The sequence below is a fragment of the Streptomyces sp. NPDC008317 genome (genome assembly GCF_042955955.1).
GTDB lineage: Bacteria > Actinomycetota > Actinomycetes > Streptomycetales > Streptomycetaceae > Actinacidiphila.
Map to the genome: position 1 here is coordinate 1089316 of NZ_JBIBFQ010000001.1, position 23775 is coordinate 1113090.

The 23775-nt window shown below is 70.7% G+C and carries 18 protein-coding genes and 3 tRNA genes; 14 read left to right on the forward strand and 7 right to left on the reverse strand.

Annotated features, from left to right (window positions below):
- Positions 1 to 85 precede the first annotated feature (85 nt).
- Entirely contained in the window at positions 86 to 337 is a 252-nt protein-coding gene (locus ACFY9V_RS04560) for a DUF3073 domain-containing protein (protein ID WP_355336163.1), read from the reverse strand.
- Between the two features lie 244 nt (positions 338 to 581).
- Complete coding sequence (locus tag ACFY9V_RS04565) at positions 582 to 1751, reverse strand: Glu/Leu/Phe/Val dehydrogenase dimerization domain-containing protein (protein ID WP_355336165.1); 1170 nt, start codon at positions 1749 to 1751, stop codon at positions 582 to 584.
- A 234-nt stretch (positions 1752 to 1985) separates the two neighbouring features.
- On the opposite strand from ACFY9V_RS04565, the gene ACFY9V_RS04570 reads away from it, so the two are divergent.
- Positions 1986 to 2831, forward strand: coding sequence for a hypothetical protein (locus ACFY9V_RS04570; RefSeq protein WP_355336167.1), 846 nt, complete (start codon positions 1986 to 1988; stop codon positions 2829 to 2831).
- A gap of 578 nt (positions 2832 to 3409) precedes the next feature.
- On the forward strand, positions 3410 to 3616 hold the full coding sequence (bldC, locus tag ACFY9V_RS04575; protein WP_003949541.1) for a developmental transcriptional regulator BldC: 207 nt from the start codon (positions 3410 to 3412) through the stop codon (positions 3614 to 3616).
- Positions 3617 to 4282: 666 nt separating this feature from the next.
- Here the strand turns inward: bldC and ACFY9V_RS04580 are convergent.
- The 5 genes from ACFY9V_RS04580 to ACFY9V_RS04600 form a co-directional block, all read right to left on the reverse strand.
- Positions 4283 to 4357, reverse strand: a tRNA-Asp gene (locus ACFY9V_RS04580).
- Between the two features lie 103 nt (positions 4358 to 4460).
- Positions 4461 to 8414, reverse strand: coding sequence for an ATP-dependent RNA helicase HrpA (hrpA, locus tag ACFY9V_RS04585; RefSeq protein ID WP_391159393.1), 3954 nt, complete (start codon positions 8412 to 8414; stop codon positions 4461 to 4463).
- A gap of 136 nt (positions 8415 to 8550) precedes the next feature.
- Positions 8551 to 8624: transfer RNA gene (locus ACFY9V_RS04590), tRNA-Phe, on the reverse strand.
- Positions 8625 to 8628: 4 nt separating this feature from the next.
- Positions 8629 to 8703: transfer RNA gene (locus ACFY9V_RS04595), tRNA-Asp, on the reverse strand.
- A 200-nt stretch (positions 8704 to 8903) separates the two neighbouring features.
- Positions 8904 to 9536, reverse strand: coding sequence for an ATP-binding protein (locus ACFY9V_RS04600; RefSeq protein WP_355336171.1), 633 nt, complete (start codon positions 9534 to 9536; stop codon positions 8904 to 8906).
- Positions 9537 to 9560: 24 nt separating this feature from the next.
- On the opposite strand from ACFY9V_RS04600, the gene ACFY9V_RS04605 reads away from it, so the two are divergent.
- From ACFY9V_RS04605 to ACFY9V_RS04660, 12 genes are all read left to right on the forward strand, one after another.
- Positions 9561 to 10433, forward strand: a complete 873-nt coding sequence (locus ACFY9V_RS04605; protein ID WP_355336173.1) for a helix-turn-helix transcriptional regulator — start codon at positions 9561 to 9563, stop codon at positions 10431 to 10433.
- A 4-nt stretch (positions 10434 to 10437) separates the two neighbouring features.
- A complete protein-coding gene (locus tag ACFY9V_RS04610; protein WP_355336175.1) occupies positions 10438 to 10668 on the forward strand; it encodes a DUF397 domain-containing protein in 231 nt (76 codons plus the stop codon).
- 45 nt (positions 10669 to 10713) lie between these two features.
- Entirely contained in the window at positions 10714 to 11550 is an 837-nt protein-coding gene (locus tag ACFY9V_RS04615; RefSeq protein ID WP_355336177.1) for an SAM-dependent methyltransferase, read from the forward strand.
- A gap of 368 nt (positions 11551 to 11918) precedes the next feature.
- Positions 11919 to 13043 (forward strand): substrate-binding domain-containing protein, encoded by a 1125-nt coding sequence (locus ACFY9V_RS04620; protein ID WP_391159396.1) that lies wholly within the window; start codon positions 11919 to 11921, stop codon positions 13041 to 13043.
- A 377-nt stretch (positions 13044 to 13420) separates the two neighbouring features.
- Positions 13421 to 15031 carry an FAD-dependent oxidoreductase gene (locus ACFY9V_RS04625; RefSeq protein WP_355336180.1) on the forward strand — a complete coding sequence of 537 codons (1611 nt, stop codon included), beginning with the start codon at positions 13421 to 13423 and terminating at the stop codon, positions 15029 to 15031.
- A gap of 111 nt (positions 15032 to 15142) precedes the next feature.
- The gene (locus tag ACFY9V_RS04630; RefSeq protein ID WP_391159398.1) at positions 15143 to 17326 is read left to right on the forward strand and encodes a hydantoinase/oxoprolinase family protein; all 2184 of its coding nucleotides are present in this window, start codon (positions 15143 to 15145) and stop codon (positions 17324 to 17326) included.
- Positions 17323 to 18024 (forward strand): hypothetical protein, encoded by a 702-nt coding sequence (locus ACFY9V_RS04635; protein WP_391159400.1) that lies wholly within the window; start codon positions 17323 to 17325, stop codon positions 18022 to 18024. The genes ACFY9V_RS04630 and ACFY9V_RS04635 overlap by 4 nt, the downstream gene beginning before the upstream one ends.
- 4 nt (positions 18025 to 18028) lie before the next feature.
- Positions 18029 to 19321, forward strand: a complete 1293-nt coding sequence (locus ACFY9V_RS04640) for a transporter (RefSeq protein ID WP_355336186.1) — start codon at positions 18029 to 18031, stop codon at positions 19319 to 19321.
- A 93-nt stretch (positions 19322 to 19414) separates the two neighbouring features.
- Positions 19415 to 20440 carry a hypothetical protein gene (locus tag ACFY9V_RS04645; RefSeq protein ID WP_355336188.1) on the forward strand — a complete coding sequence of 342 codons (1026 nt, stop codon included), beginning with the start codon at positions 19415 to 19417 and terminating at the stop codon, positions 20438 to 20440.
- 193 nt (positions 20441 to 20633) lie between these two features.
- A complete protein-coding gene (locus tag ACFY9V_RS04650) occupies positions 20634 to 20903 on the forward strand; it encodes a hypothetical protein (RefSeq protein WP_355336190.1) in 270 nt (89 codons plus the stop codon).
- Positions 20896 to 21759, forward strand: a complete 864-nt coding sequence (locus tag ACFY9V_RS04655) for a DUF6879 family protein (RefSeq protein WP_391159403.1) — start codon at positions 20896 to 20898, stop codon at positions 21757 to 21759. The genes ACFY9V_RS04650 and ACFY9V_RS04655 overlap by 8 nt, the downstream gene beginning before the upstream one ends.
- Positions 21698 to 23743: a tetratricopeptide repeat protein gene (locus ACFY9V_RS04660; protein WP_391159405.1), complete on the forward strand. Its 2046-nt coding sequence runs from the start codon at positions 21698 to 21700 to the stop codon at positions 23741 to 23743. Before ACFY9V_RS04655 ends, ACFY9V_RS04660 begins: the two co-directional genes overlap by 62 nt.
- Positions 23744 to 23775 lie beyond the last annotated feature (32 nt).

Consider the following 23775-nt stretch of genomic DNA (forward strand, 5'->3'; position numbering starts at 1 on the left):
CGAGCCGACGACGAAACCCGGTCCGGGGCGGGACCCCGGACCGGGCCGACGTGACATGCGGTGATGTGCGTCTACGTGACAGGTGTCAAGCGTGACGGCGCTGGGGGGATGACTCGGACTCGTCGTCCTCGTCCCCGTCGTTGTTGTAGCGATCCGCGTACTGTGCGTACGGGTCGTCATCCTCGTCGTCATCGTCCTCGACAGGCTCCGGATTGACCGGAAGCGGTGACGATGCGCCCAGCTCGTCGGCCAGACGTGAGAGATCCGTGCCGCCGCTGTTGTACTTCAGCTGGCGGGCGACCTTCGTCTGCTTGGCCTTGGCCCGGCCGCGCCCCATGGCTCGACCCCCTTAACGGCGGGGCTCAGCGGCCCCGAGTCTTGACACGCGTTCATGATTCGGAGCGGCCTCCCCGGAGAGAGACCGGTCCGTAGGCCCACAACGGTACCTGCTTCCGACGCCGCACGGTACGTCGCCCGCACGACACGCGTCGGAACAGGGGTCGTTCACGGCCCTGTTCTGCCTGGTCAGGGCCGATTTTACCTTCTTCTAGCGCGAACTTGCTATCGGGCCGTGCTGTCGGTCACGCGGACCCCTCCGGACGCAGCCATTCCGAAGCCGGTGTACGGTCCGCGATCCGCTGTTCCGCGAGCCTGTCCGCGGCCACGGCCGGGGGGACGCCGTCGGTCCTGGCCCGGTCGAAAATGGCCAGAGTCGTGTCGTAGATCTTCGTGGCCTTGGTCTTCGCGCGGTCAAAATCAAAACCGTGCAGCTCGTCCGCGACCTGGATCACGCCACCGGCGTTCACCACGTAGTCCGGCGCGTAGAGGATGCCGCGGTCGGCGAGGTCCTTCTCGACGCCGGGGTGGGCGAGCTGGTTGTTGGCCGCGCCGCAGACCACCGTGGCGGTCAGCGCGGCGACCGTCGCGTCGTCCAGGGCGCCGCCGAGCGCGCAGGGCGCGTACACGTCGAGCGGGGTGCGCACCAGCACCTGCGCGTCGCTCACCGAGGTGACCCGCGGGTGACGGGCGACGATCCGGTCGACGGCGTCCGCGCGGACGTCGGTGATCACGACCTCGGCGCCGTCCTCCAGCAGGTGCTCCACCAGGTGGTGGCCGACCTTGCCGACGCCGGCCACGCCGACCCGGCGGCCGCGCAGCGTCGGCTCGCCCCACTGGGTCTTCGCGGCGGCGCGCATTCCCTGGAAGACACCGAAGGCGGTGAGCACGGAGGAGTCGCCGGCGCCGCCGTTCTCCGGCGAGCGGCCGGTCGTCCAGCGGTTCTCGCGGGCTACGACGTCCATGTCCGCGACATAGGTGCCGACGTCGCACGCGGTGACGTACCGGCCGCCGAGCGAGGCCACGAACCGGCCGTAGGCGAGCAGCAGTTCCTCGGTCTTGAGCGTGTCGGGGTCGCCGATGACGACGGCCTTGCCGCCGCCGTGGTCGAGCCCGGCGAGCGCGTTCTTGTACGACATGCCGCGGGAGAGGTTGAGCGCGTCCTCGACGGCCTCCTCGTCGGAGGCGTAGGCGTGGAAGCGGGTGCCGCCGAGGGCCGGGCCCAGGGCGGTCGAGTGGAGCGCGATGACGGCCTTGAGGCCGGTTGCGCGGTCCTGGCACAGGACGACCTGCTCGTGCCCGCCCTGTTCCGATCGGAACAGTTTGGCGAGGACGGTCGACGCGGTGGAGCCGGTCGACTCGACTGACGAGGAGCGGTCGGTCTGTCGTACGTCGGTCACGGTGGTGACTCCCATAGTCCAGTTTTTCCGGGCGAACCCGGTTGGCCTTGCTGGCCTCCGGCTCCCCGTGCGGGTGGCGGGAGGCCGGATATGCAGAAGGGTAGGCCCTGGGCGGGCGATCATGGGACCGCGTACATGTGTGGGTTTCCGGTGATCCCGCGACGGTTTTTCACAGTGGCCGGGATCACCTCCGGGGCGGGGGGTCGCGTGGGACGATCGGAGCATCAAGGCCGTGACGAGGGAGCGGGTGTGGGCGGTTCACCGGTACTGGTCCCGTACGCGGCCTATTTGCGGGTCTACGAGCCCCTGGCGGCCTTTCCAGAGCCCGAACGCACCCACTGGTACCGGTATGCGTCGGCCGGGCTGACGCGTACCGCTCAGGACGAGCTACGGCAGTCCCTGGCCGACCTCCTGCCGGTGCCCCCGGTGGCCGTCCCGGTGCACGAGAGCGGCGACGCCTTCGTGGCCGTGGTCTCCGGTGTCACCCACATCTGCCCCTGGCGCACCCGGCTGCGCGGCTGGCTCGCCCTGGAGAACGTGGGGGAGCTGCTGCCCGAGCCGGTGCTGGACGCGATGCTGCCGCCGGTCGTACGCCGGCAGGCCGCCGCCGACCACGAGAGCTGGCGGGAGCGGAATCCGGACGCCCGGCCGTGGATCCGCTCGGCCACCTGGCACGTGCCGGTGCGCTGGTTCGCCCTCGTCGGGGACGACGAGCGGGAGTACGAGCCGTCGGGCGCGGGGGAGTCGAAGGAGCCGCTGCTGCGGTACCGCACGCCCATGGTCCAGGCCAGGCGGCGGGTCGCGCGGGCGCTGCGGGTGCTCAAGGACGCCCTGGACGAGGGCCCGTTGATCGACGGGCTGATCGATGTGGGGCGCTGGCTCGAGGAGTTCCACCCGCGTTCGCTGGTCGAGCTGGACTACGGCGGCCTGGTGCACGTGATGGGCCAGGACACGCTCGCGGAGGACCGCTCGGCGGCCGATGTGGCCGAGGGGCTCGCCGCGCTGCGGGCCGGGGACTCGGCGGCGGCCGGGGTGGCGTACGAGCGGCTGACCGACCGGTGGCGGGCGGTCAGGGAGCTTCAGTTCTCCAGTTGAGGGCAGGCGGGGCGTGACGCGGGTCACGGTCGGGGCTCCGGCGGAAATGTGCGCCGAAGCTCTGGCCCTGGCATCGACTCCGCGTTCGACGCATGGGCCGATGTGACCTTCGGCGCAGGGTTCGCGGGTCCTCTGTTGTCTCGTTGTGTCTCTTCCGCCTCTCAGCTTGCCTTTTGGCATCGAGAGCGGCGGTAATGGCCCAAGCGTGACGGAGAGCACGTAAGCGGACTCTTGCCTGCATCACCATGTCTCGTGTCAAAATGGGACATCGGGTCCTCCTCGGACTCGTTTCGAAGGTGGGGATGGGGCAGATGATCAGGTTGTGACTGATCGTCACGTTGGTGTGACTGTCCGCTATGGCATGGTCCATCGGCTTCCGCCGAGCTTGAACACCTGAGAGGGCAATTCCATCGGTTTGGCCGACGAGGCTGGACGGATGGTGTAGTTGTAGTGCCGAGGACAAGCCGTTCGTCCTATTACCGACTCGGCCCGCGTCTGCCATTTCGGGCAACGTGGGTCAAGGTGCAGAATTTAGAGGAAAGAACCGCGTTGGTTCGGTTCTCTCGAGGAGGCCGCTCATGACCGCTCGCACCCCTGATGCCGAGCCGTTGCTAACCCCTGCTGAGGTCGCCACCATGTTCCGCGTCGACCCGAAGACGGTCACGCGCTGGGCAAAGGCCGGCAAGCTCACATCCATCCGCACGCTCGGCGGGCACCGCCGCTACCGCGAGGCGGAGGTCCGCGCGCTGTTGGCGGGCATTCCGCAGCAGCGCAGCGAGGCCTGACAGCCCTTTTGGGCGGCTAACGGGGCCCCCACCCCATACGTCGCCCGGCCCGAAGGCCACCTGCCCCCATCAGGGACGCCGGAGGGAGCTACGAGCTCTACCAGCTCCACCCAGCTTCACCAAGACCGCATCGGACTCCGCCGGGTCCGATGCGGTCTTTTTCGTGCCCGCGGCGGCCCGGGGCGGCGCCGGGGCGGCGCGGGGTCATGTGGGGCCGCGCGGGCGGTTTGTGGGCGTTCCGTGCGCGCCGGGGGCGTGGTCTGTGGGGTCCTGGGGGCGGTTGCGTGCTAGCGCCGGAGTCGTCCCCAGGGAGGTGCAATTGCACATATTAAATCGAGAGCCTTCCGGAGGGCGTCGAGTTCCCCACTCCCGAAACGGGTTTCCGTGACTCCCGTCACACGCCGGGCTCTTGTGGATCTTGATCCCCGTGCGCTAATGAACTCCCCGCGGCGCGGGGGGAGTAGGCCGAGAGCGCTCTCCGCGCCGACGCCGGTGCCCCGCCCGCGGCGGTACGAGGAGGCCGTAGCGGGCGCGGTCTGCGGGGGACAGCGAAAGGGCCCGCACCTTGAGGAGGCACGGGCCTTGCGACGTACTGTTGTGCGGTCTGCGGGGACAGCGAAAAGACCCGCACCTGAGGAGGTGCGGGCCTAGTGGCAGACGGTACGGCGGTCCTGACGGGATTTGAACCCGCGGCCTCCACCTTGACAGGGTGGCGAGCACTCCAAACTGCTCCACAGGACCTGGTGTCACAGCCTGTTGGGCTCGGCTGCGAGACAGACTGTACAGCAGGTCAGGGGGTGGGGTCGAACTCGTTGCCGGGGGGCGGCCGGGCGGTGCGGGGCGGTCAGGCCCAGGCGTCGTCGAGGGCCTTGAAGACGCGTTTGTCGGAGACCGGGAACGCCGTGCCCAGCGCGTGCGCGAAGTAGCTGACGCGCAGCTCCTCGATCATCCAGCGGATGTCCCGCACCGCGGCCGGCACCGGCCGCCCGGCCGGCTGGGCGGCCAGCAGCTCGCCGTACTCGGCCTGGATCTCCCGGACCTTCTCCATCCGCGTGGTGTCCCGCTGGACCCCCGTCGGCATCTGCTGGAGGCGGCGGTCGACGCCGACCAGATACCGCATCAGGTCGGGCAGCCGCTTGAGCCCCGCCTCGGTCACGAAACCGGCGTGCACCAGGCCCGCGAGCTGCTCCCGTACGTCCTGGAGGTTGGCGACCAGCGCGAGGCTCGTGGTGTCCTTCAGGCGCCGCTCGCAGGACTGCCAGGCGGCCAGCACCTGCTGGACCCGCTGGACGCTGCGCGAGGTCAGCTCGACCAGATCGGCGCGGACCGCGTCGTACAGCTTGCGGAAGGACTCCTCGTCCCACGCGGGCCCGCCGTGGTCGGCGATCAGCCGGTCGGCGGCGGCGGTCGCGCAGTCCTCGAAGAGCGCCTGCACGCTGCCGTGCGGATTGCGCGAGAGCGCCAGCTTCTGCTGGTTGGACAGCTTGTCCGCGGCGAACTTCGCCGGATTCACCGGCACGTTGAGCAGGATCAGCCGCCGTGTGCCCCGCCACATCGCCGCTGCCTGCTCCGGCTCGGTGTCGAAGAGCCGTACGGCCACGGTGGCGCCCTCGTCGACGAGCGCCGGGAACGCCTTGACGGGCTGGCCCGCGCGCCGCGCCTCGAAGGTGCGCGGCAGCGCGCCGATCGTCCAGTCGGTGAGCCCGGTGCGCTGCTGGACCGAGGCCAGCGCGGGGTCGGAGGCCGACTCGAAGGCCCTGGTGATCGCCTCCCGCGTCTTCGGCTTCAGCCGCAGCCGCAGCGCGTCCAGGTCCTTGTCCTCGGCGAGCTTGCGGCGCCGCTCGTCCACCACCCGGAAGGTGATCTTCAGATGCTCGGGCACCTTGCCGAGGTCGAAGTCCTCCCCGGTGACCGGCACCCCGACCATCTTCTGCAACTCCCGCGCCAGCACGGACGGCAGGGGGTCGGGCCCGGCGACCGCGCGCTCCAGGAACTTCTTGGCGTAGTTCGGCGCGGGGACGTAATGCCGGCGGATCGCCTTGGGCAGCGAGCGGATCAGCTCGGTGACGACCTCCTCGCGCAGGCCCGGGATCTGCCAGTCGAAGCCGTCGGCCGAGACCTGGTTGAGGACCTGGAGCGGGATGTGGACGGTGACGCCGTCGGCGTCGGCGCCCGGTTCGAACTGGTACGTGACGCGGAATTTGAGCGCGCCCTGCCGCCAGGAGTCCGGGTAGTCGTCCTTGGTGACGGCCTCCGCGTTCTCGTTGATCAGCATGGAGTGCTCGAAGTTCAGCAACTCCGGCTCTTCGCGCCGCTTCTGCTTCCACCAGGAGTCGAAGTGGGCGCCGGAGACGACGTCCTCCGGCAGCCGCGCGTCGTAGAAGTCGAAGAGCGTCTCGTCGTCCACGAGGATGTCGCGGCGCCGGGCGCGGTGCTCCAACTCCTCGACCTCGCCGAGGAGTTTGCGGTTGTCGTGGAAGAACTGGTGGTGGGTGCGCCAGTCGCCCTCGACCAGCGCGTTGCGGATGAACAGCTCGCGGGAGACCTCGGGGTCGATCCGGCCGTAGGTGACCTTGCGCTGGGCGACCAGCGGGACGCCGTAGAGGGTGACGCGCTCGTACGCCATCACGGCCGCCTGGTCCTTCTCCCAGTGCGGCTCGCTGTAGGTGCGCTTGACCAGGTGCTGGGCCAGCGGCTCCACCCACTCCGGCTCGATCCGCGCGTTGACCCGCGCCCACAGCCGGGAGGTCTCCACCAGCTCGGCCGACATGATCCAGCGCGGCGGCTTCTTGAACAGCGCCGAGCCGGGGAAGACGGCGAATTTCGCGCTGCGGGCGCCCAAGTACTCGTTCTTGTCGGTGTCCTTGAGCCCCAGGTGCGACAACAACCCCGCCAGCAACGACTGGTGGACCCGTACCGGATCGGCCGCGTCGTCCTCGGACCTGGGCTCGGTGACTGTGATGCCCAGGGACTTGGCGACCGTACGGAGCTGGCTGTAGATGTCCTGCCACTCGCGGATGCGCAGGTAGTTCAGGAACTCCGAGCGGCACATGCGGCGGAAGGCCGACGAGGACAGGTCCTTCTGCCGGTCGCGGACATAGCCCCACAGGCTGAGGAAGGACAGGAAGTCGCTGGTCTCGTCGCGGAAGCGGGCGTGCTGCTGGTCGGCCTGCGTCTGCTTGTCCGCGGGGCGTTCGCGCGGGTCCTGGATGGACAGCGCCGCCGCGATCACCATGACCTCGCGCGCGCACCCGTTGCGGTCGGCCTCCAGCACCATACGGGCGAGCCGCGGGTCCACCGGGAGCTGCGAGAGCTTGCGGCCCAGCGGGGTCAGCCGCTTGCGCGGGTCCTTCTCCTTGGGGTCCAACGCGCCCAGCTCTTCGAGGAGTTGGACACCGTCCTTGATGTTCCGGCTGTCCGGCGGGTCGATGAAGGGGAAGCGCGCGATGTCGCCGAGCCCGGCCGCCGTCATCTGGAGGATGACCGAGGCCAGGTTGGTGCGCAGGATCTCGGCGTCGGTGAACTCCGGCCGGGACAGGAAGTCGTCCTCGTCGTACAGCCGGATGCAGACGCCGTCCGACGTACGGCCGCAGCGGCCCTTGCGCTGGTTGGCGCTGGCCTGGCTGATCCGCTCGATCGGCAGCCGCTGCACCTTGGTGCGGTGGCTGTAGCGGGAGATCCGGGCGGTGCCGGGGTCGATCACGTACCGGATGCCGGGGACGGTCAGCGACGTCTCGGCGACGTTCGTGGCCAGCACGACGCGGCGCCCGCTGTGCTGCTGGAACACGCGGTGCTGCTCGGCCGACGACAGCCGCGCGTACAGCGGCAGCACCTCGGTCGAGCGCAGGTTCTTCTTGGTCAGCGCGTCCGCGGTGTCGCGGATCTCGCGCTCGCCGGAGAGGAAGACCAGGATGTCGCCCGGCCCCTCGGCCTGGAGTTCGTCGACCGCGTCGCAGATCGCGGTGATCTGGTCGCGGTCGTCGGCCCCCTCGTCACCGTCCGCGCCCTCGTCGGCCAGCGGCCGGTAGCGGACCTCCACCGGATACGTCCGGCCGCTGACCTCGACCACCGGCGCGTCCCCGAAGTGCCGGGAGAAGCGCTGCGGGTCGATCGTCGCCGAGGTGATGATCACCTTCAGGTCCGGGCGGCGCGGCAGGAGTTGGGCCAGGTAGCCGAGGATGAAGTCGATGTTGAGGCTGCGCTCGTGCGCCTCGTCGATGATGATCGTGTCGTACGCGCGCAGCTCGCGGTCGGTCTGGATCTCGGCGAGCATGATGCCGTCGGTCATCAGCTTGACCAGCGTGGAGTCGCCGACCTGGTCGGTGAAGCGGACCTTCCAGCCGACCGCCTCCCCGAGCGGTGTCGCCAGCTCCTCCGCCACGCGCTCGGCGACGGTACGGGCCGCGATCCGGCGCGGCTGGGTGTGGCCGATCAGGCCGCGCACCCCGCGGCCCAGCTCCAGGCAGATCTTCGGGATCTGCGTCGTCTTGCCCGAGCCGGTCTCGCCCGCGACGATCACCACCTGGTGGTCGCGGATCGCCGCCAGGATGTCGTCCTTCTTCTGGCTGACCGGCAGCGCCTCGGGATAGCTGATCCTCGGCACGGCGGCGCGGCGGGCCGCCAGCCGCGCCTCGCCCTTGTCCATCTCGGCGGCGATCTCGGCCAGCACCGCGGCCCGCGCCTCCGGCTTGCGGATACGGCGGGCGCCGTCGAGTCGGCGGCCGAGCCGCTGCTCGTCGCGCAAAGTCAGCGACGGCAGCCGTTCGGCGAGATCAGCGGAGGTGGGTTGGGTAGACATACGCGGTCCAGGATCGCATCTGCGGCGGGCGCGCGGCGAACGCATTTCCCCGCGGCGGTACGCACGGTGACGGTGGGGCGCATGGCGCACGGGAACGACGTAGGCCCCGTCCGGAGACGGGGCCTACGTCGTGCGGTGGCTGGGGCCGGGGTCGAACCGGCGACCTACCGCTTTTCAGGCGGTCGCTCGTACCAACTGAGCTACCCAGCCGCAGCGGTCCTGACGGGATTTGAACCCGCGGCCTCCACCTTGACAGGGTGGCGAGCACTCCAAACTGCTCCACAGGACCAAGCTTGTGCGGGATAATTCTCGCACAGGATCTCGGGTGCTCCGTACCGCTTGTCCGCCGCTGATCCGGGACCAGAAAGTGACCGCAGGATCACGCTGGGACAGGGGCACGTCGCTGGATCAGCGTAGCAGACCCCCGAGGTGGTCCTTTTCGGTGAGCGGGCGGAGCGGGGTGCCGGTGAGCAGGCGAGGGCGAGGCCGTCAGACCGTCTCGTCGCGGAACACCGCGCGCACGATCCGGCCGATGCCGTCGCGGCCCGGAGCCACTTCCCACTCGTCGCACACCGCGTCCACCAGCAGCAGCCCGCGGCCGTTGACCTCATGGGTGCCGCTGTCGCGCATCACCGGGCCCTCGCCGACGTTTCCGTGGTCCTCGACCTCGATACGGACTCGTACGCCGTCCCGCCGGACGGAACAGATGACGGTCGGGCTCGTCGTATGACGCACGGCATTGGTGACGAGTTCACTCACCAACAGAGCGGCCGTATCGCAGGCGTCCAGCCCGCATCCGCGCGCGGTCAGATATGCGCGCGCACGGCGCCGGGCCTCGGAAACCGACGCGCCGCATGCCAGCAGTTCGAATGTGCAGCCGTCGGCACGGGGGCGGGGCGTACGGGAAGCGGAGCCAATGCCGGGAGTAGTCAGACGGGAACTCACGGTATCGGTGGTAGGTGAACCCACAGCGGAGATTCCTCTCCATCGCGTGTGCGTGAACGTGGTCACCTGGCCACTATGCGCCCCGACGCGCTCAGTGGGCAAGGTTAATCTTGATAATTTCACCGAGAAGGCAATCGAGGTGTGGATATCACTGAGGGGGTGGCACACTTCTCCCATGGACTCGGTGAGAGGAGCCGGGGCGTGACCGCTGCGCAGTCGTCGGGCGGCTCGACCGTTCGGCTGATGGTGCTCGGCAGACGATTGCGCGACCTGCGGGTCGCCGCCGGGAAGTCGTTCGAGGACGCCGCCGTCGTCCTCGACGTGGCTCCTCTGACGATCCGACGCATGGAGCTGGCCAAGGGCAAGTGGAAGCTCCCCTACGTCAAGACGCTGCTGGAGGAGTACGGCGTCCCGGGCGACGAGGCCAGGACCTTCCTCGCCCTCGTCCGCGAGGCCAACCAGCCCGGCTGGTGGCACCGTTACCGGGACGCCCTGCCCACCTGGTTCAGCGGTTACGTCAGCCTGGAGGAAGAGGCCAGCCTCATCCGGGCCTACGAACCCCACTACATCCCCGGCCTGCTCCAGACCGAGGAATACGCGCTGACCGTGCTGCGGGCCGGCCTCCACGACGCGGAGGAGAAGGCCGCCCAGGAGGTCGAGCGCCGGGTCGCCGTCCGCAAACAGCGGCAGCAACTGCTCACCTCCGCGAATCCGCCCGAATTGTGGGTGGTCATGGACGAGACCGTGTTCCGCCGTCCCATGGTGCCCGCCGAGATCATGCGGGCCCAGATCGACCGCCTCATCGAAGCGGCCGAACAGCCGAACATCAAGCTTCAGGTGATGCCTTTCGGCATCTGCGCGCACGAGGGCATGTACGGGTCGTTCCACATCTTCCGATTCCCGCACGAGGAGATCTCCGACATCGTCTATGTCGAGAATCTCGTCGGCGCCGTCTATCTCGACGAGTACGACGATGTCACGACGTTCCAGGAAGCCCTGGACCGTATGTGCGCCCACGCCCTGCCAGTACAACGCACCGGAGAATTCCTCGGTGCCATTCGCAAGGAGCTCTAGGCCAGTGAATCGCATACACAACGCTGTTCTCACGCTGGGAGCGGAAGGCTGGCACAAGCCGTGGAGCGGGAGCAACGGCGGCAGTTGCGTGGAGGTCCGCAGGCTTCCCGACGGCCGTTACGCGGTCCGCCAGTCCACTGATCCGGAAGGTCCCGCGCTGATCTTCACGCAGATCGAACTCGACGTCTTCTCCCAGGGCTGGGAGGCTGGACAGGCCAGCCTCCCGGTTTCCTGACGCTCATCACTTACTTAACGCAGGCGTACTCAGGAGGAACAGCGGATGCCCGACGACATGGCCTGGACGCGGCGGCCTGCGAACTACGAGCCGCCCGAGATCGACACGAGCGTCGCGCACTCGGCACGCGTGTACGACTACATTCTCGGCGGCAAGGACAACTACCCGCTGGACCGCGAGGCCGCCGAGCAGATGCTGAGCGGCTGGCCCAGTCTGCGGATATCGATGCGTGAGAACCGTAAATTCATGCACCGGGCCGTCCGCTTCATGGCCGAGCAGGGCATCGACCAGTTCCTTGACATCGGCACCGGCATTCCGACCTCGCCGAATCTCCACGAGGTCGCGCAGGGCGTCACCCCGAGCGCGCGCGTGGTCTACATGGACAACGACCCGATCGTGCTGGCCCACGCGGGCGCCCGGCTGACCAGCACGCCCGAGGGCCGTACCGCCTACATCCACGCGGACATGAAGGACCCGGCGGCGATCCTGGGCTCGGCCGAGCTGGCCGAGACCCTGGACCTGTCCCGGCCGGTCGCCCTGTCGATCATCGCCGTGCTCCAGTTCGTCACGGACGACCAGAAGGCGTACGACCTGGTCAAGCAGTACGTGGACATCCTGCCGTCCGGCAGCTACCTGGCGATCTCCACGGTCACCACCGACTCCAGCCCGAAGCCGATCGGGGGTGTCGTCGCCGAGTACACCAAGCGCGGCATGCCCGCCCGCAACCGGACCCACGCCGAGGTGCTGCCCTTCTTCGCGGGCCTCGACCTGGTCGAGCCCGGTGTCACCCTCGTCCACAACTGGCGCCCGGACCCGGCCGCCGAGGGCACGGTCGACGACTCGCAGGTCGCGATGTACGGGGGAGTGGCGTACAAGCCGTAACGGCTCGTCCGTCCTCGGCTCGTACGTCCTCGACTCGTACGTCCTTGGCTCGTACGTCCTCGGCCGGTGCAGGTTCCCGCGCCGATACCCTCCCGCGCCGATACGTTCCGCGCGGATGTGTCCCGCCCGGCCGCTCCCTGAGCGGCCGGGGGGACGGTGACGCCGACGGCCGCCGATGAGGCGCCGCGGCCCCAGCGGGACAAGGTTTCCCGCCACCCAAGACGGCGCTCCCGACGATAACCACAGGTCGGCGGGGCGCGCGGGCGTGGCCGGAAAATGCGGTCCATCCTCTTGACGTGACGCGTGGCAAGGTCCACAGTGCTCGTTAATGCGCATTACTAATGCGCATTAACGAAGGAGGAGCACAGGTGGACGAACCCAGGAAGCGATCCCGGCCGGGCCGGGCGCCCTCGCCGACCGGGCGTACGTCACGGCCGCGCCAGGCGGAGGTCGCGCGGCTCGCGGGCGTCTCGCAGGCCACGGTCTCGCTGGTGCTCGGCGGCAAGCGGGAGGGTGTCGCGATCTCGGAGGAGACCCGGCGCAAGGTGCTCGACGCCGCGCGCAGCCTCGGATACGTCCCCGACCCGGCCGCCCGCAGGCTGGCCGCCGCCCGCAACGACCTGCTGGGCGTCTTCAGCTTCACCGCGACCTTCCCCACCGACGTGCAGCACTCGTACTACCCGTTCCTGGTGGGCGTCGAGCAGGAGGCCGCCGCGCGCGGCTACGACCTGGTGCTCTTCACCGGCTCCAGTTCCGGCGGCGCGGGGGCCGCCGGACCCGAGGCGCTGAGCCGGGTCCGGCTGGCGGACGGCTGTCTCTTCCTCGGCCGTCACGCGCCCGCGCAGGAGCTGAGCCGCCTGGTCGGCGACGGCTTCCCCGTGGTCCACATCGGCCGCAGGGACGAGCTGGAGGGCCTGCCCTGGGTCGGCGCGGACTACGTCAACGCCACTCGTGAGGTCGTGGCCCGGCTCGCGGAGCTCGGCCACCGCCGGATCGTGCTCGTACGCGAGGACGACGAGGCGCCCGCGTCGACCGACCGTGAACACGGCTTCCTCAAGGGCCTGGAGGCGGCCGGGCTGCCCGGCGGCCCCGCGGCCGTCTTCCGCTCGGCGGCGCCCGAGCGCGAGCTGACGCCCGAGCGGCTGCGCGGCTGGCTCGCCGAGGGCGTCACCGCGTTCGTCGCCGAGGAGACCGACACCGGCAGCGCGTGGCGGGCCCTGCGCGGCGCCGCCCGCGCCGCCGGGATCGAGGCCCCGCGCGACGCCTCGCTCGCCCTGCTCGGCAGCCCGCCGCCCGACCTCGCGGGCGAGCCGGTGCCCACCGGATTCGACATCCCCCGGCCGGAGTTGGGCGCCGCGGCCGTCCGCATGCTGGCCGCCCTCGTGGCGGGCGAGGACATCGCGGCGGCCACCGAGCCGCTGGTGGCCTGCCCCTTCCGGCCGGGCGCCAGCGCGGGACCGCCTCCGGCGCGGCCCCGGGACCCACGCCCATGACCCCCACCCGCCCTGCCCGCCGCCCGCGAGCCCACACACCGGTGGCCCGGTGCTCGGCGGCCCGCTCGCCGTGGGCCGTCGCCCTGGGGGGCCGGTGCTCGGCGGCCTGCTCGCCGTGGGCCCTCGCGCCGGTGGCCCGGTGCTCGGCGCCCCGCTCGCCGCGAGCCCACGTCCCGGGGGGCCGGGGCCTTTGGGGGCGGAGCCCTTAACGGGTGAGGGCCCCGCGGCCGGTCGGCGTCAGAGCACGTGGCCGTAGGGCGTCCTCGGCGAACCGGACGCCGGAGGGTCCGGGGTACCGGGCAGAGCCGTCATCCGACGCACCGCGCAATCTTTCGACAGCACCGCCGCAGGCGGTACGCACCACCTCAAGGAGACTCGTGAAACCCGGACCGGACATTCTCATCGTCGGCGGCGGCCTCGGCGGCGTGGCGGCGGCACTCGCCGCGTGCCGCGCCGGGCGCGGCGTCGTACTGACCGAGGAGACCGACTGGATCGGCGGCCAGCTCACCTCGCAGGCCGTCCCGCCGGACGAGCACCCGTGGGTGGAACAGTTCGGCACCACCGCCTCGTACCGCCACCTGCGGGAATCCATCAGGTCGTACTACCGCCAGTGGTACCCGATGCGCTCGGAGGCGCTGGCCCTCACCGAGCTGAACCCCGGCGCCGGACGCGTCAGCAAGCTCTGCCACGAGCCGCGCGTCGGCCTCGCCGTGCTGGAGTCGATGCTCGCGCCGCACCTCGCGTCCGGCCGCCTCACGCTGCTGACCGAGCACCGCCCGGTCGCGGCGGCGGCCGAGGACGACACCGTACGGTCCGTCACGGTGGAGAGCCTGCGCGACGGCAGCCGCCGCACCATCGCGGCGCGGTACGTGATCGACGCGACCGAGACCGGCGAACTGCTGGAGCTGGCCGGTGTCGAACACGCCGTCGGCGCCGAGTCGCGCGACGAATTCGGCGAGCCGCACGCCCCGGAGACCGCCGACCCGCTCAACCAGCAGGGCATCACGGTGTGCTTCGCGCTCTCGCACCACGAGGGCGAGGACCACACCATCGACAAGCCCGCCGACTACGAGTTCTGGCGGGACTACCGCCCCGACTTCTGGCCGGGCCCGCTGCTCGGCTTCCTCGCCCCCGACCCGCGCACGCTCGAAGCGGTGCCGCGCACCTTCGTCCCCAACCCCGACCTCGACCCGCTCGACGTCAACGCCGACCAGTCGGAGGACGCGGGCGACAAGGAGCTGTGGGGCTTCCGCCGCATTCTGGCCCGCCGGTTGCACCGGCCCGGCGCCTTCGACTCCGACATCACCCTCGTCAACTGGCCGCTCAACGACTACTGGCTCAAGCCGCTGATCGGCGCGGGCCCCGAGACCTCGGCCCAGGCCGTGGCCGAGGCGCGGCAGCTGTCGCTGTCCGTCCTGTACTGGCTCCAGACCGAGGCGCCGCGCGCCGACGGCGGCAAGGGCTTCCCCGGCCTCAGGCTCCGCCCCGACATCACCGGCACCGCGGACGGCCTGGCCAAGGCGCCGTACGTCCGCGAGTCCCGCCGGATCAAGGCCGTCACCACCATCACCGAGCAGGACCTCGCGATCGACCTCGTCGGCCCGCACGGCGGCACCACGTACCGCGACTCGGTCGGCGTCGGCGGCTACCGCATCGACCTGCACCCGTCCACCGGAGGTGACAACTACATCGACATCGGCTCCGTGCCGTTCGAGATCCCGCTCGGCGCGCTCATCCCGCGCAGGGTCCGCAATCTGCTGCCCGCGGGCAAGAACATCGGCACCACCCACATCACCAACGGCTGCTACCGGCTGCACCCGGTGGAGTGGAACATCGGCGAGGTCGCCGGTGCCCTCGCCGCCCACTGCCTCGCCGAAGGCGTGGAACCGCACCGGGTCCAGGCCGAGGACAAGCGGTTCGACGCGTTCGCCGCCGTGCTCGACCGCGCCGGGATCCAGCGCCACTGGCCCGACGTGCGCGGCTACTGAGCGGGACCTGCCGCCCCCAAGGGAGAACGGCCGGACGGAAGCAGCTCCACCTGCCCCGCCCGGCCCACCGCCCGCGTATTCGCCAACACTGCACAAGGAGGTGCCCAGACCATGACCACCCACCGTATCCGCGTCGGCATCGACGTGGGCGGGACCTTCACCGACGCCGTGGCCGTAGACGCCGCGACCCTCGAACTCCGGGGGCAGGTGAAAGTGCCCACCAGCCACCACCACGAGGACGGCGTAGCCCACGGCATCGTCGAAGCGCTCGACCGCCTGCTGGAGCAGACCGGGAACGCCCCTGAGGACGTTGCCTTCCTGGCCCACGGTACGACCCAGGCTACCAACGCCCTCCTGGAGGGTGACGTCGCCACCGTCGGCCTGATCGGCATCGGTACGGGTCCGGGGGCCGCGTTCACCCGTCGGCTCGCGTCCTTCCGCAACCTCGAACTCACCCCCGGCAAGCGGCTCCCGCTGCACTACGCCCATGTCGCCGACCCCGACGACGCGGCCGATGTGCGCAGGGCCGTCGACGAGGTCGTACGGGAAGGCGCCGAAGTCCTCGTCGCCAGCCAGCCGTTCAGCGTCGACCGCCCCGAGGGCGAGGAGGCCGTGCTCGAAGCGGCCCGCGGCAAGGGCCTGCCGATGACGGCGGCCCACGGGATCACCTCGCTGTACGGACTCCAGAAGCGGACCCGTACCGCCGTGGTCAACGCCGCGATCCTGCCGCGCATGCTCGCCACCGCCGACCTGGTCGACGCGGCCATCACCAAGGCGGGCGTCACGTCCCCGCTCATGGTGATGCGCTGCGACGGCGGCGTGATGTCGCTGGACGAGATGCGGCGCAGGCCGCTGCTGACCGTCCTGTCGGGACCCGCGGCCGGCGTCGCGGGCGCCCTGATGCAGGAGCGGATCAGCGAGGGCCTGTTCCTGGAGACCGGCGGCACCTCGACCGACATCAGCGTCGTACGGCGCGGCAAGGTCGCCGTCCGGCACGCCACGATCCTCGGCAAGACGTCCTATCTGTCCGCGCTCGACGTGCGGACGGTCGGCGTCGGCGGCGGGTCCATGGTCAGGATCAGCGGCGGCACGGGCGGCACGGGCGGCACGGGCGGTACGGGCGGGACCGGCGGCTCCGGCCGGAAGGTCACCGCGGTCGGACCGCGCAGCGCCCACATCGCGGGCCTGCCGTACGCCTGCTTCGCCGACCCAGACGACCTGCGCGACGCCGCGCTCGCCACGGTCAGCCCGCTCGCCGACGACCCCGCCGACTACGCGGTCCTCGACGCCGCGGGCGGCCGGTTCGCGATCACCATGACCTGCGCGGCCAACGCGCTCGGCCGGGTCCCCGAGGGCGACTTCGCCCGCTCGGACCAGGAGACGGCCAAGGCCGCGCTGGCGCCGCTGGCCGCCGCGCTCGGCGTGGACGTCGCCACCGCCGCGACCCAGGTGCTCGACGCCGGTACGGCCCAGGTGAAGGCCGTGGTCGACACCCTGATCTCCGAGTACCGCCTGGACAAGGACAACGCCGTCCTGGTCGGCGGGGGCGGCGGCGCCGCGTCCGTGACACCGCACCTGGCCGTCGTCTGCGAACGCGAGGGCAGGATCGCCGCCCACAGCGAGGTCATCAGCCCCATCGGGGTCGCCCTCGCGCTGGTCCGCGAGCAGATCGAGCGGATCATCCCGGGCGCCGGACAGGAGCAGATCCTGGCCGTACGGGCCGAGGCGGAACGCGCGGTCGTCGCCCAGGGCGCGGCCGCCGACGGCGTCGAGGTCGAGGTCACCGTCGACCCGCAGACCAGCACCGTACGCGCGGTCGCCACCGGCGCCACCGAACTGCGTACCCAGGACCGGGCCCACCGCGCCGACGACGGGGAACGGCTGCGCGCCGCCGCCGCCAGCCTCAAGGCCGACCCCGCCGAGGTGCGGGTGCTCGCGGGCACGCCCTCGCACACCGTGTACGGCACGGAGCTGCGCCGCCGGTACCGCGCCACCCGCCACCCCGTGCGGGTCGTGGACGCCGACGGAGTCGTCCGGCTGCACTCGCCCGACGCCCGCGTCGAGACCACCACGGCGGGCGCCGCGCCCCAAGTCCTCGCCACGCTCGTGGACGAGGTCACCTCGTACGGCGACGGCGGGGTCCGCGCGCCCGCGCTGCGGCTGCTCATCGGGTCCCGGATCTCCGACCTGTCGGGCGTCGTGGAACCCCAGTCGCTGCTCGCGCTCGCCCGCAGCGAACTGAGCAGCCGCGCGGCCGACGAGCCGGTGGTGGCCGTTGTGGAGGCACGGACATGACGGCATCCGTCCTGACCCGTACGCCCGACCTGGCCGCGCTGCGCCGCCTCGCCGACCTGGACGACGTCGAGTTCGGCGTGCGGCTGCTCGCGGGCACCCCGACCCACGAGGGCCGCGACCCCGCGCTGCTGCGTCAATGGGCCCGCGCGGCAGCCGAGTTCGGTGCCGCGCTCGCACCCGTCGCCTGCGTGGCGGACGTCGTGGAGAGCGACGGCGGCCTGGAAATGGGCCTGTTGGCGCGCTACACCTCGCGGCCCGACGCCATCGAGCTGTTCACCGACACGATCGCGGCGGCCGACGGCCTCGCGGAGCGGCTCGGCTGGCGCGACTGGTACCCGGCCGGTTCCGTCCGCGCCGCGGCCGTCGCCCACGAGGCCGCGCACGCGCGGCTCCACCACGGGCCGGCCAAGGCCGAGTTGAGGCGCGCGCTCGGCCATGTCGTGCTGCGGCTCGGCAGCCGCCGCTGGTACGGGCACGTCGCCGGCGCCGACGAGATCGCGGCGCACGCGTACGCCCGTACGGTCTGCGGTCTCGGCCGCAGTCCGCTGCTGCTGACGGCGGCGCTCGCCGAGTGGGTGACCGCGTCGCCGCAGACACGCGCCCTTGGGGCGACCACCCCGCAAACACGGACCCCGCAATCACGTACCCCGCAAACACGGACCCCGCGGAGACGCACACCGCACGGAAGAGAGAAGTGACGCCATGGGTGTCGTCATTCTGCTGATCATGGCGGCGGGTGTCGCCGCGATGCTCACCCGCAAGCTCCCCACGGCCTTCGCACTCATCCTGCTGGCCGTCGCCATCGCCCTGGTCTCCGGGGCGCCGCTGACCGGCAAGAACAGCGTGCTGGACACGGTGCTCCAGGAGGGCGCCCCGGCGCTGGCCGCCACCATGATCGCGATCCTGCTCGGGTCGTGGCTCGGCAAGCTGCTGGACGAGACGGGCATCGCGGGCACCCTCGTCCGCAAGATCGTCGAATTCGGCGGCGACCGGCCCGTGGTGGTCGCGCTCGGCGTACTGGCCGTCTCCACGCTGGTCGGCACGGTCACCGGCTCGGCGCCCGCCGCGATGCTCGCGGGCATCATCGGCATCCCCGCGATGATCGCCGTCGGCATCCCCAAGGCCACCGCCGCGGGCACGATCCTGATGGGCATCGCCGCCGGCATGCCGTTCGAACTGCCCGTCTGGCAGTTCTTCTCCACGGCGCTCGAACTGCCCGTGCACACCGTGCGCGGCTTCATGATCAAGTTGTTCCCGTTCGCGCTGGTCGCCGCGGTCCTCTTCGTCCTGATCGAGAACCGCCGCAAGGGCGTCGAGCACTCCTGGTCCCTCAAGTCGGTGGCCGAGCGGCCCGGGCCGAACTCCGGCACGCGCCGCAAGCAGCTCGGCGACGCGCCCTGGTACGCGCTGTTCACCCCCGCCGTGCCGCTGATCCTCGCCCTCGGCTTCGACATCGCGATCATCCCGTCGCTGCTGGCGGGCGTGCTCTACGCCCTGGTCACCACCACCCGGCCGCGCGAGATGAACAAGCGGCTGCTGCGTACGCTCTACGCCGGATTCGAGGTCGCGGCGCCGCCGATCACGCTCTTCATCTCCATCGGCATCCTGCTGGCGGCGGTGAAACTGCCCGGCGCGGTCGACGCGCTCGAACCGCTCGTGAAGGCCGTCAGCCCGCAGAACGCCGTGCTGTTCGTCCTGGTCTTCACCGTGCTCGTGCCGCTGTGCCTCTACCGCGGGCCGCTGAACGTGTTCGGCCTCGGCGCGGGCATCGCCGGGGTCCTGATCGCCGCGGGCGTGTACCCGGCGATCGCCGTCCTCGGCCTGACCACCTCGTACAACCAGGTCTTCGGCGTCGCCGACCCGACCAGTACGCAGACGGTCTGGGCCGCTCAGTACGCGGGCGTCACCCCGCAGACGGTGATGGTCCGCACGCTGCCGTACGTCTGGTGCGTCGCGCTCGGCGGCTTCTGCGTCACGGCCGTGCAGTACCTCTGAGCGGCTCGTCCGCGTTCCTTCGTACTTCCCGTACTTCCTTCCCGCTTCCCGCACTTCTGCCCTTTCCGACATCCCTCCGGGACGGAGTTCCCCATGTCAGAGCAGCAGAACCCGCAGAGTCCGCAGAGCCCGAGCCGTCGCGTCATCCTGCGCGGGGCCGTCGCCACCTCCGCCGCCCTCGCCGTGGGCACGACGGCGGGCACGGCGACGGCCTCGGCCGCCACCCCCGGCGGATTCCCCGACTACCGTTACGTCAAGACCCTTCTGACGCCGTCTCAGCTCGCGTACAACCCGACCGGCGAGATCATCTTCCCGTGCATACGCGGCACGGTCGGCCGCCTCACCGCGCCGCTCGGCCGCTACTACCTCTACTACGCGCCGCACGACGCCCCCGGCGGCGTCTGCCTCGCCTACGGCGACCACATCGAGGGCCCGTTCACGGAGTACGCGGGCAACCCGGTCGTCTCCCGCACGTGGTCGCCCCACTACTCGGTCAGCCATGTCTCGTCGCCGCACGTCATATGGGTCGAGGGCGCCAAGGAGATGTGGCTCTACTTCCACGGCGAGAACACCACGACCCGGCTCGCCCGGTCCAAGGACGGCATCCACTTCACGTACGACAAGGTGGTCCTGTCGACCTCGATGCTGCCGTCCGGCACCACCGAGACCTCCTACGCCCGGGTCTTCGCCCACGAACTCCCCGCGAAGAACGCCCACTTCGTCATGCTGTTCATGCTGAACAACACCACCAACCACCGTGACATCGGCTGGGGCTGGTCGGCGGACGCCCGCAACTGGACCTTCTCCCAGACGCCCCTCATCCGCCACACCGACGTCGGCGCGGGCGACGTCGGCGGCCCCCACCTGCTCACCCGCGACGGCAGCGCGTACGTCACCTACAACAAGGACAAGGCGCACGGCGGCGACCTGATGATCACCGAGGTCGGCAACGACTTCAGCCTCCGCAAGCACCTCGGCGTCTTCTTCAACTCCTCCGACGGAGCCCCCGACAACGGCCGCAGCGCCGCCCCCAGCTTCGGCACCGAGAACGGCGTCCCCTACATGGTCTACGAGTCCGGAGAACGCCTGGCCGGCAAAATCGCCGTAGCCCGCGGCTGACCCCGCCCCTCACCCGCCCCCACCCCGAACCGAGCCCGGCCCCGACGCACATCGCGCCGGGGCCGGACTCGCACGGTCACCGCCCAGCATCGTGGCCGCGGCAGATGGCTGATTCGCGTGAGCATCGTGGACGCTCTGATAGCGCGTCCGTACGCTGGGTGGTCAACTCGGGGAACGTGCAGGGGGGCGAGGTATGGACAGTACGTGGGATGCGGATCCGCAGGCGCGGCTGGCCCGGCGGATCGGGAGGGCGCCGTCCGAGCTGGGCACCACGGGGGGCCGAGACGGATGTCCCGACATCTGGGAGCTCGACAACGGGGATTTCGCCGTGATCGGCCGCGATCTCACGTCGGTCTACGCCGAGGGGCTGCCCGAGGACGCGGTCATCGGCGGCGGTGAACGACTTGTCGTCATTCCCCGCGCCACGCTGCTGGCCGCCAAGACACACATCCCGGATGAGTGACCTGCTGGATGCCTCGCACGGCGTGCGGCTGGGGCTGGACGCCTACCGGGCGGACTTCCGGCGCAGGGATTTCGCTGTTGACGGCTGTGATTCCTGGAAGTTGGAGCGTCGCCAGGATTTCCGCGAGCCGGGTGATCCGAGCTGGAACGCCTTCACCCAGGGAGACTGGGAGGGGGCGCTGCGGCTGATCGAGGCCCAGCGGGAAGAACTGCTCGACCTGTCCCGCCTGGCTGCGAGCCACGGCTGCCGCCTGTTGCGCGTCCGCGCGGTGGAGTTCCCGCTCACCGCTTACCTGCGATGGGAGTTGAACCTCCTGCGTGTGCGGGCGGAGTGCGGTGAGCTGATCCGCGTCATCGGACCCGAGCACCTCGCGGAGTACGAGCACGAGGGCCCGGTTCCCGAATTGGTCACGCTCAACGACGACACGGTGTACGAGATCCTTTACGACGCCGACGGCGTACTGGAGGGGCTGTGCGGTACCTCGATCGGGGAACGAGGGATCGTGTCGCGGCGCGGGTCGAAGGGCTGTACGCGTCGGGGGAGGACATCGGCACGTTCTTCGCCCGCGAGGTCGCCGATCGCACGCCCCCGACGGGTGTCTGAGCCGCGAGAGGAGGTCAACTCCTCTCTGTCGGGCTCTGCCCGTGACGTGGTGCAGGGTCGTGACATCCACGGCGGGATACATTTCCACGCCCCGGCAACTGACCGCGTTTCGCTTCCGGTCCCGCAACAACTCCCCTTGGCCGGGGCGGGTTTCGTCGACCGGCACACCGAGCGTCGAGCGCTCGACCGGTTTGTACGCCGACCTGCATGGCTACGACCGCCGGGCCCCGGTCACGTACGAGCGGGTCCTTGAGGGTTTCCTGCGTACGCTCGGTGCCCCCGCGGATGTCCTTCACGCCGACGGCGAGCAGATGGCCGGGGCCTTCCGCTCACGGCTGGCTGGCCGCAGGCTGCTGATCGTGCTCGACAACGCCGCCGGCGCGGCCCAGGTCAGGCCCTTGCTTCCGGCCACTCCCGGGTGTCTGGTCATCGTGACGAGCAGGCACCGTCTGCCCGGCCTGAGCATCCGGGAGGGAGCACGGCGCATCACCTTGGACGTGCTCGACCAGGACGGCTCCGTCGCCTTGCTGCGCAGTGTTATCTCGGGCTACCGGGACGGGGACGATCCCGTCCACGTGGCGGAGCTCGCCTTCCTCTGCGCGCGCCTGCCGTTGGCGCTCAGGATCGCCGGCGAGCGGGCGACGAGGCGGCCGTTGACACACCTGGGGGAGCTGATCCGTGAACTGCGTGACGAGTCCGGCCGGTGGGAAGTTCTGTCAGCAGACGACGACCAGGAGTCCGAGGCGGTGCGTTCGGTGTTCATGTGGTCCTATCGGGCGCTGCCCTCGGATGCCGCCCGGCTGTTCAGGCTGCTCGGACTGGCTCCAGGACCGGACGTCAGCGATGCGGCCGCGGCGGCTCTGGCAGGGATCGATGTCCGCACCGCGAGGCGTCTCCTCGATGTCCTCGCCGCCGCGCACATGGCGGAGCAGACCGCGTCCGACCGCTTCCGCCTGCACGACCTGCTGCGCGCCTACGCCGCCGACCGGGCACGGCTGGAAGAGACCCCACAGGGGCGTGAGGACGCGCTGCGCAGAGTGCTGATCTGGTACTTGCACACCGCCGACGCGGTCCAGGCCCGTATCGCACCGCAGGAGCCTCGTGTGGAGTTGGTACCGGCCGACGGAGGGCCGCCCACGCCCGCGTTCACCGACGAGGCGCAGGCGATGCGCTGGTACGCGGCGGAGCGGGACAACCTGGTGGCCGCGGTGCGAGCCGCCGCGAGCGGCGGATCGGACCGGATCGCATGGCAGTTGGCGGTGGTTCTGCGCGCCGTTTACATGACCACCAATCCGTTCCAGGATTGGCTGGCCACTTCCCGGACCGGTCTTGAGGCCGCACGCCGGGACGGCGACCGCCGTGCCGAAGCCGAACTGGAGGAGAGCCTGGGCATGGCGTATGCCCAGTCCCAGAGCCTGGCCGCCGCGGCCGAGCACTACGGGGCGGCGCTGACCCTGCGCCGGGCCCTGAAGGACACCCTCGGTGAGGCACTGACACTCAACGGTCTCGGACTGCTCGAACTACGCCGCCGCAACCTGGCGCAGGCACGGGAGGCGTTCGAGAACAGCATGGGACTGTTCGCCGCGCGGAACGACGGATTCTGGGAGTCCCGCGTGGCGGTCAATCTCGCTCAGGTGGACATGGAACTCGGTCACCCCGAGCGTGCTCTCGGGCCTCTACGTCGAGGAATCGAGGTGTTCCGGACGTACCGCGACCGCCGCGCCGAGGGAAACGGCCTCAGACTCCTCGCCGCGGCGGAATTGGAGAGCGGGGACGCGGACACGGCGTTGGCACACGCCGAGCAGGCCGTAGCCATCGCCACCGAGATCCACAGCACGGCCGCGGAGGCGTACTGGCTCATGGCTTTGGGCGACGCTCAACGCGCCACCGGCCGCCTCACCGGTGCGCTGGCCTCCTACCGGCGCGCCGCCGCGCTCCAGGAACCGTTGGGCGACCGCGCTCGTCAAGCAGCGGCATGGGACGGTCTCGGGCAGGCGCTGCTGCAACTCGGCCGTGCGCGGGAAGCCGTCGACTGCCACCGTCGGTCCGCGAGCGTCTATCGAGACCTTCGGCAGACATGGGAGACGGCGCAGACGCTGACACATCTGGCGGCAGCCCTGGACGCTGCCGATTCCCGGCAGGAGGCCGCCGACGCCCGAGCCGAGGCACTCGATCTGCTCACGGCGTTCACCGACCCGCGGGCGCTGCGGCTACGCGACGAGATCACCCGGAGGTGACTCGACGGTGCGAGCGGCTAAAATGCCGCCTG

What these genes read in the sequence shown, in the direction of transcription:
- ACFY9V_RS04560 (WP_355336163.1), bottom strand. Translation starts at nt 337, where the DNA reads ATGGGGCGCGGCCGGGCCAAGGCCAAGCAGACGAAGGTCGCCCGCCAG.
- ACFY9V_RS04565 (WP_355336165.1), bottom strand. Translation starts at nt 1,751, where the DNA reads ATGGGAGTCACCACCGTGACCGACGTACGACAGACCGACCGCTCCTCG.
- bldC (WP_003949541.1), top strand. Translation starts at nt 3,410, where the DNA reads ATGACCGCTCGCACCCCTGATGCCGAGCCGTTGCTAACCCCTGCTGAG.
- hrpA (WP_391159393.1), bottom strand. Translation starts at nt 8,414, where the DNA reads ATGTCTACCCAACCCACCTCCGCTGATCTCGCCGAACGGCTGCCGTCG.
- ACFY9V_RS04600 (WP_355336171.1), bottom strand. Translation starts at nt 9,536, where the DNA reads ATGGGAGAAGTGTGCCACCCCCTCAGTGATATCCACACCTCGATTGCC.
- ACFY9V_RS04615 (WP_355336177.1), top strand. Translation starts at nt 10,714, where the DNA reads ATGCCCGACGACATGGCCTGGACGCGGCGGCCTGCGAACTACGAGCCG.
- ACFY9V_RS04630 (WP_391159398.1), top strand. Translation starts at nt 15,143, where the DNA reads ATGACCACCCACCGTATCCGCGTCGGCATCGACGTGGGCGGGACCTTC.
- ACFY9V_RS04635 (WP_391159400.1), top strand. Translation starts at nt 17,323, where the DNA reads ATGACGGCATCCGTCCTGACCCGTACGCCCGACCTGGCCGCGCTGCGC.
- ACFY9V_RS04640 (WP_355336186.1), top strand. Translation starts at nt 18,029, where the DNA reads ATGGGTGTCGTCATTCTGCTGATCATGGCGGCGGGTGTCGCCGCGATG.
- ACFY9V_RS04645 (WP_355336188.1), top strand. Translation starts at nt 19,415, where the DNA reads ATGTCAGAGCAGCAGAACCCGCAGAGTCCGCAGAGCCCGAGCCGTCGC.
- ACFY9V_RS04650 (WP_355336190.1), top strand. Translation starts at nt 20,634, where the DNA reads ATGGACAGTACGTGGGATGCGGATCCGCAGGCGCGGCTGGCCCGGCGG.
- ACFY9V_RS04655 (WP_391159403.1), top strand. Translation starts at nt 20,896, where the DNA reads ATGAGTGACCTGCTGGATGCCTCGCACGGCGTGCGGCTGGGGCTGGAC.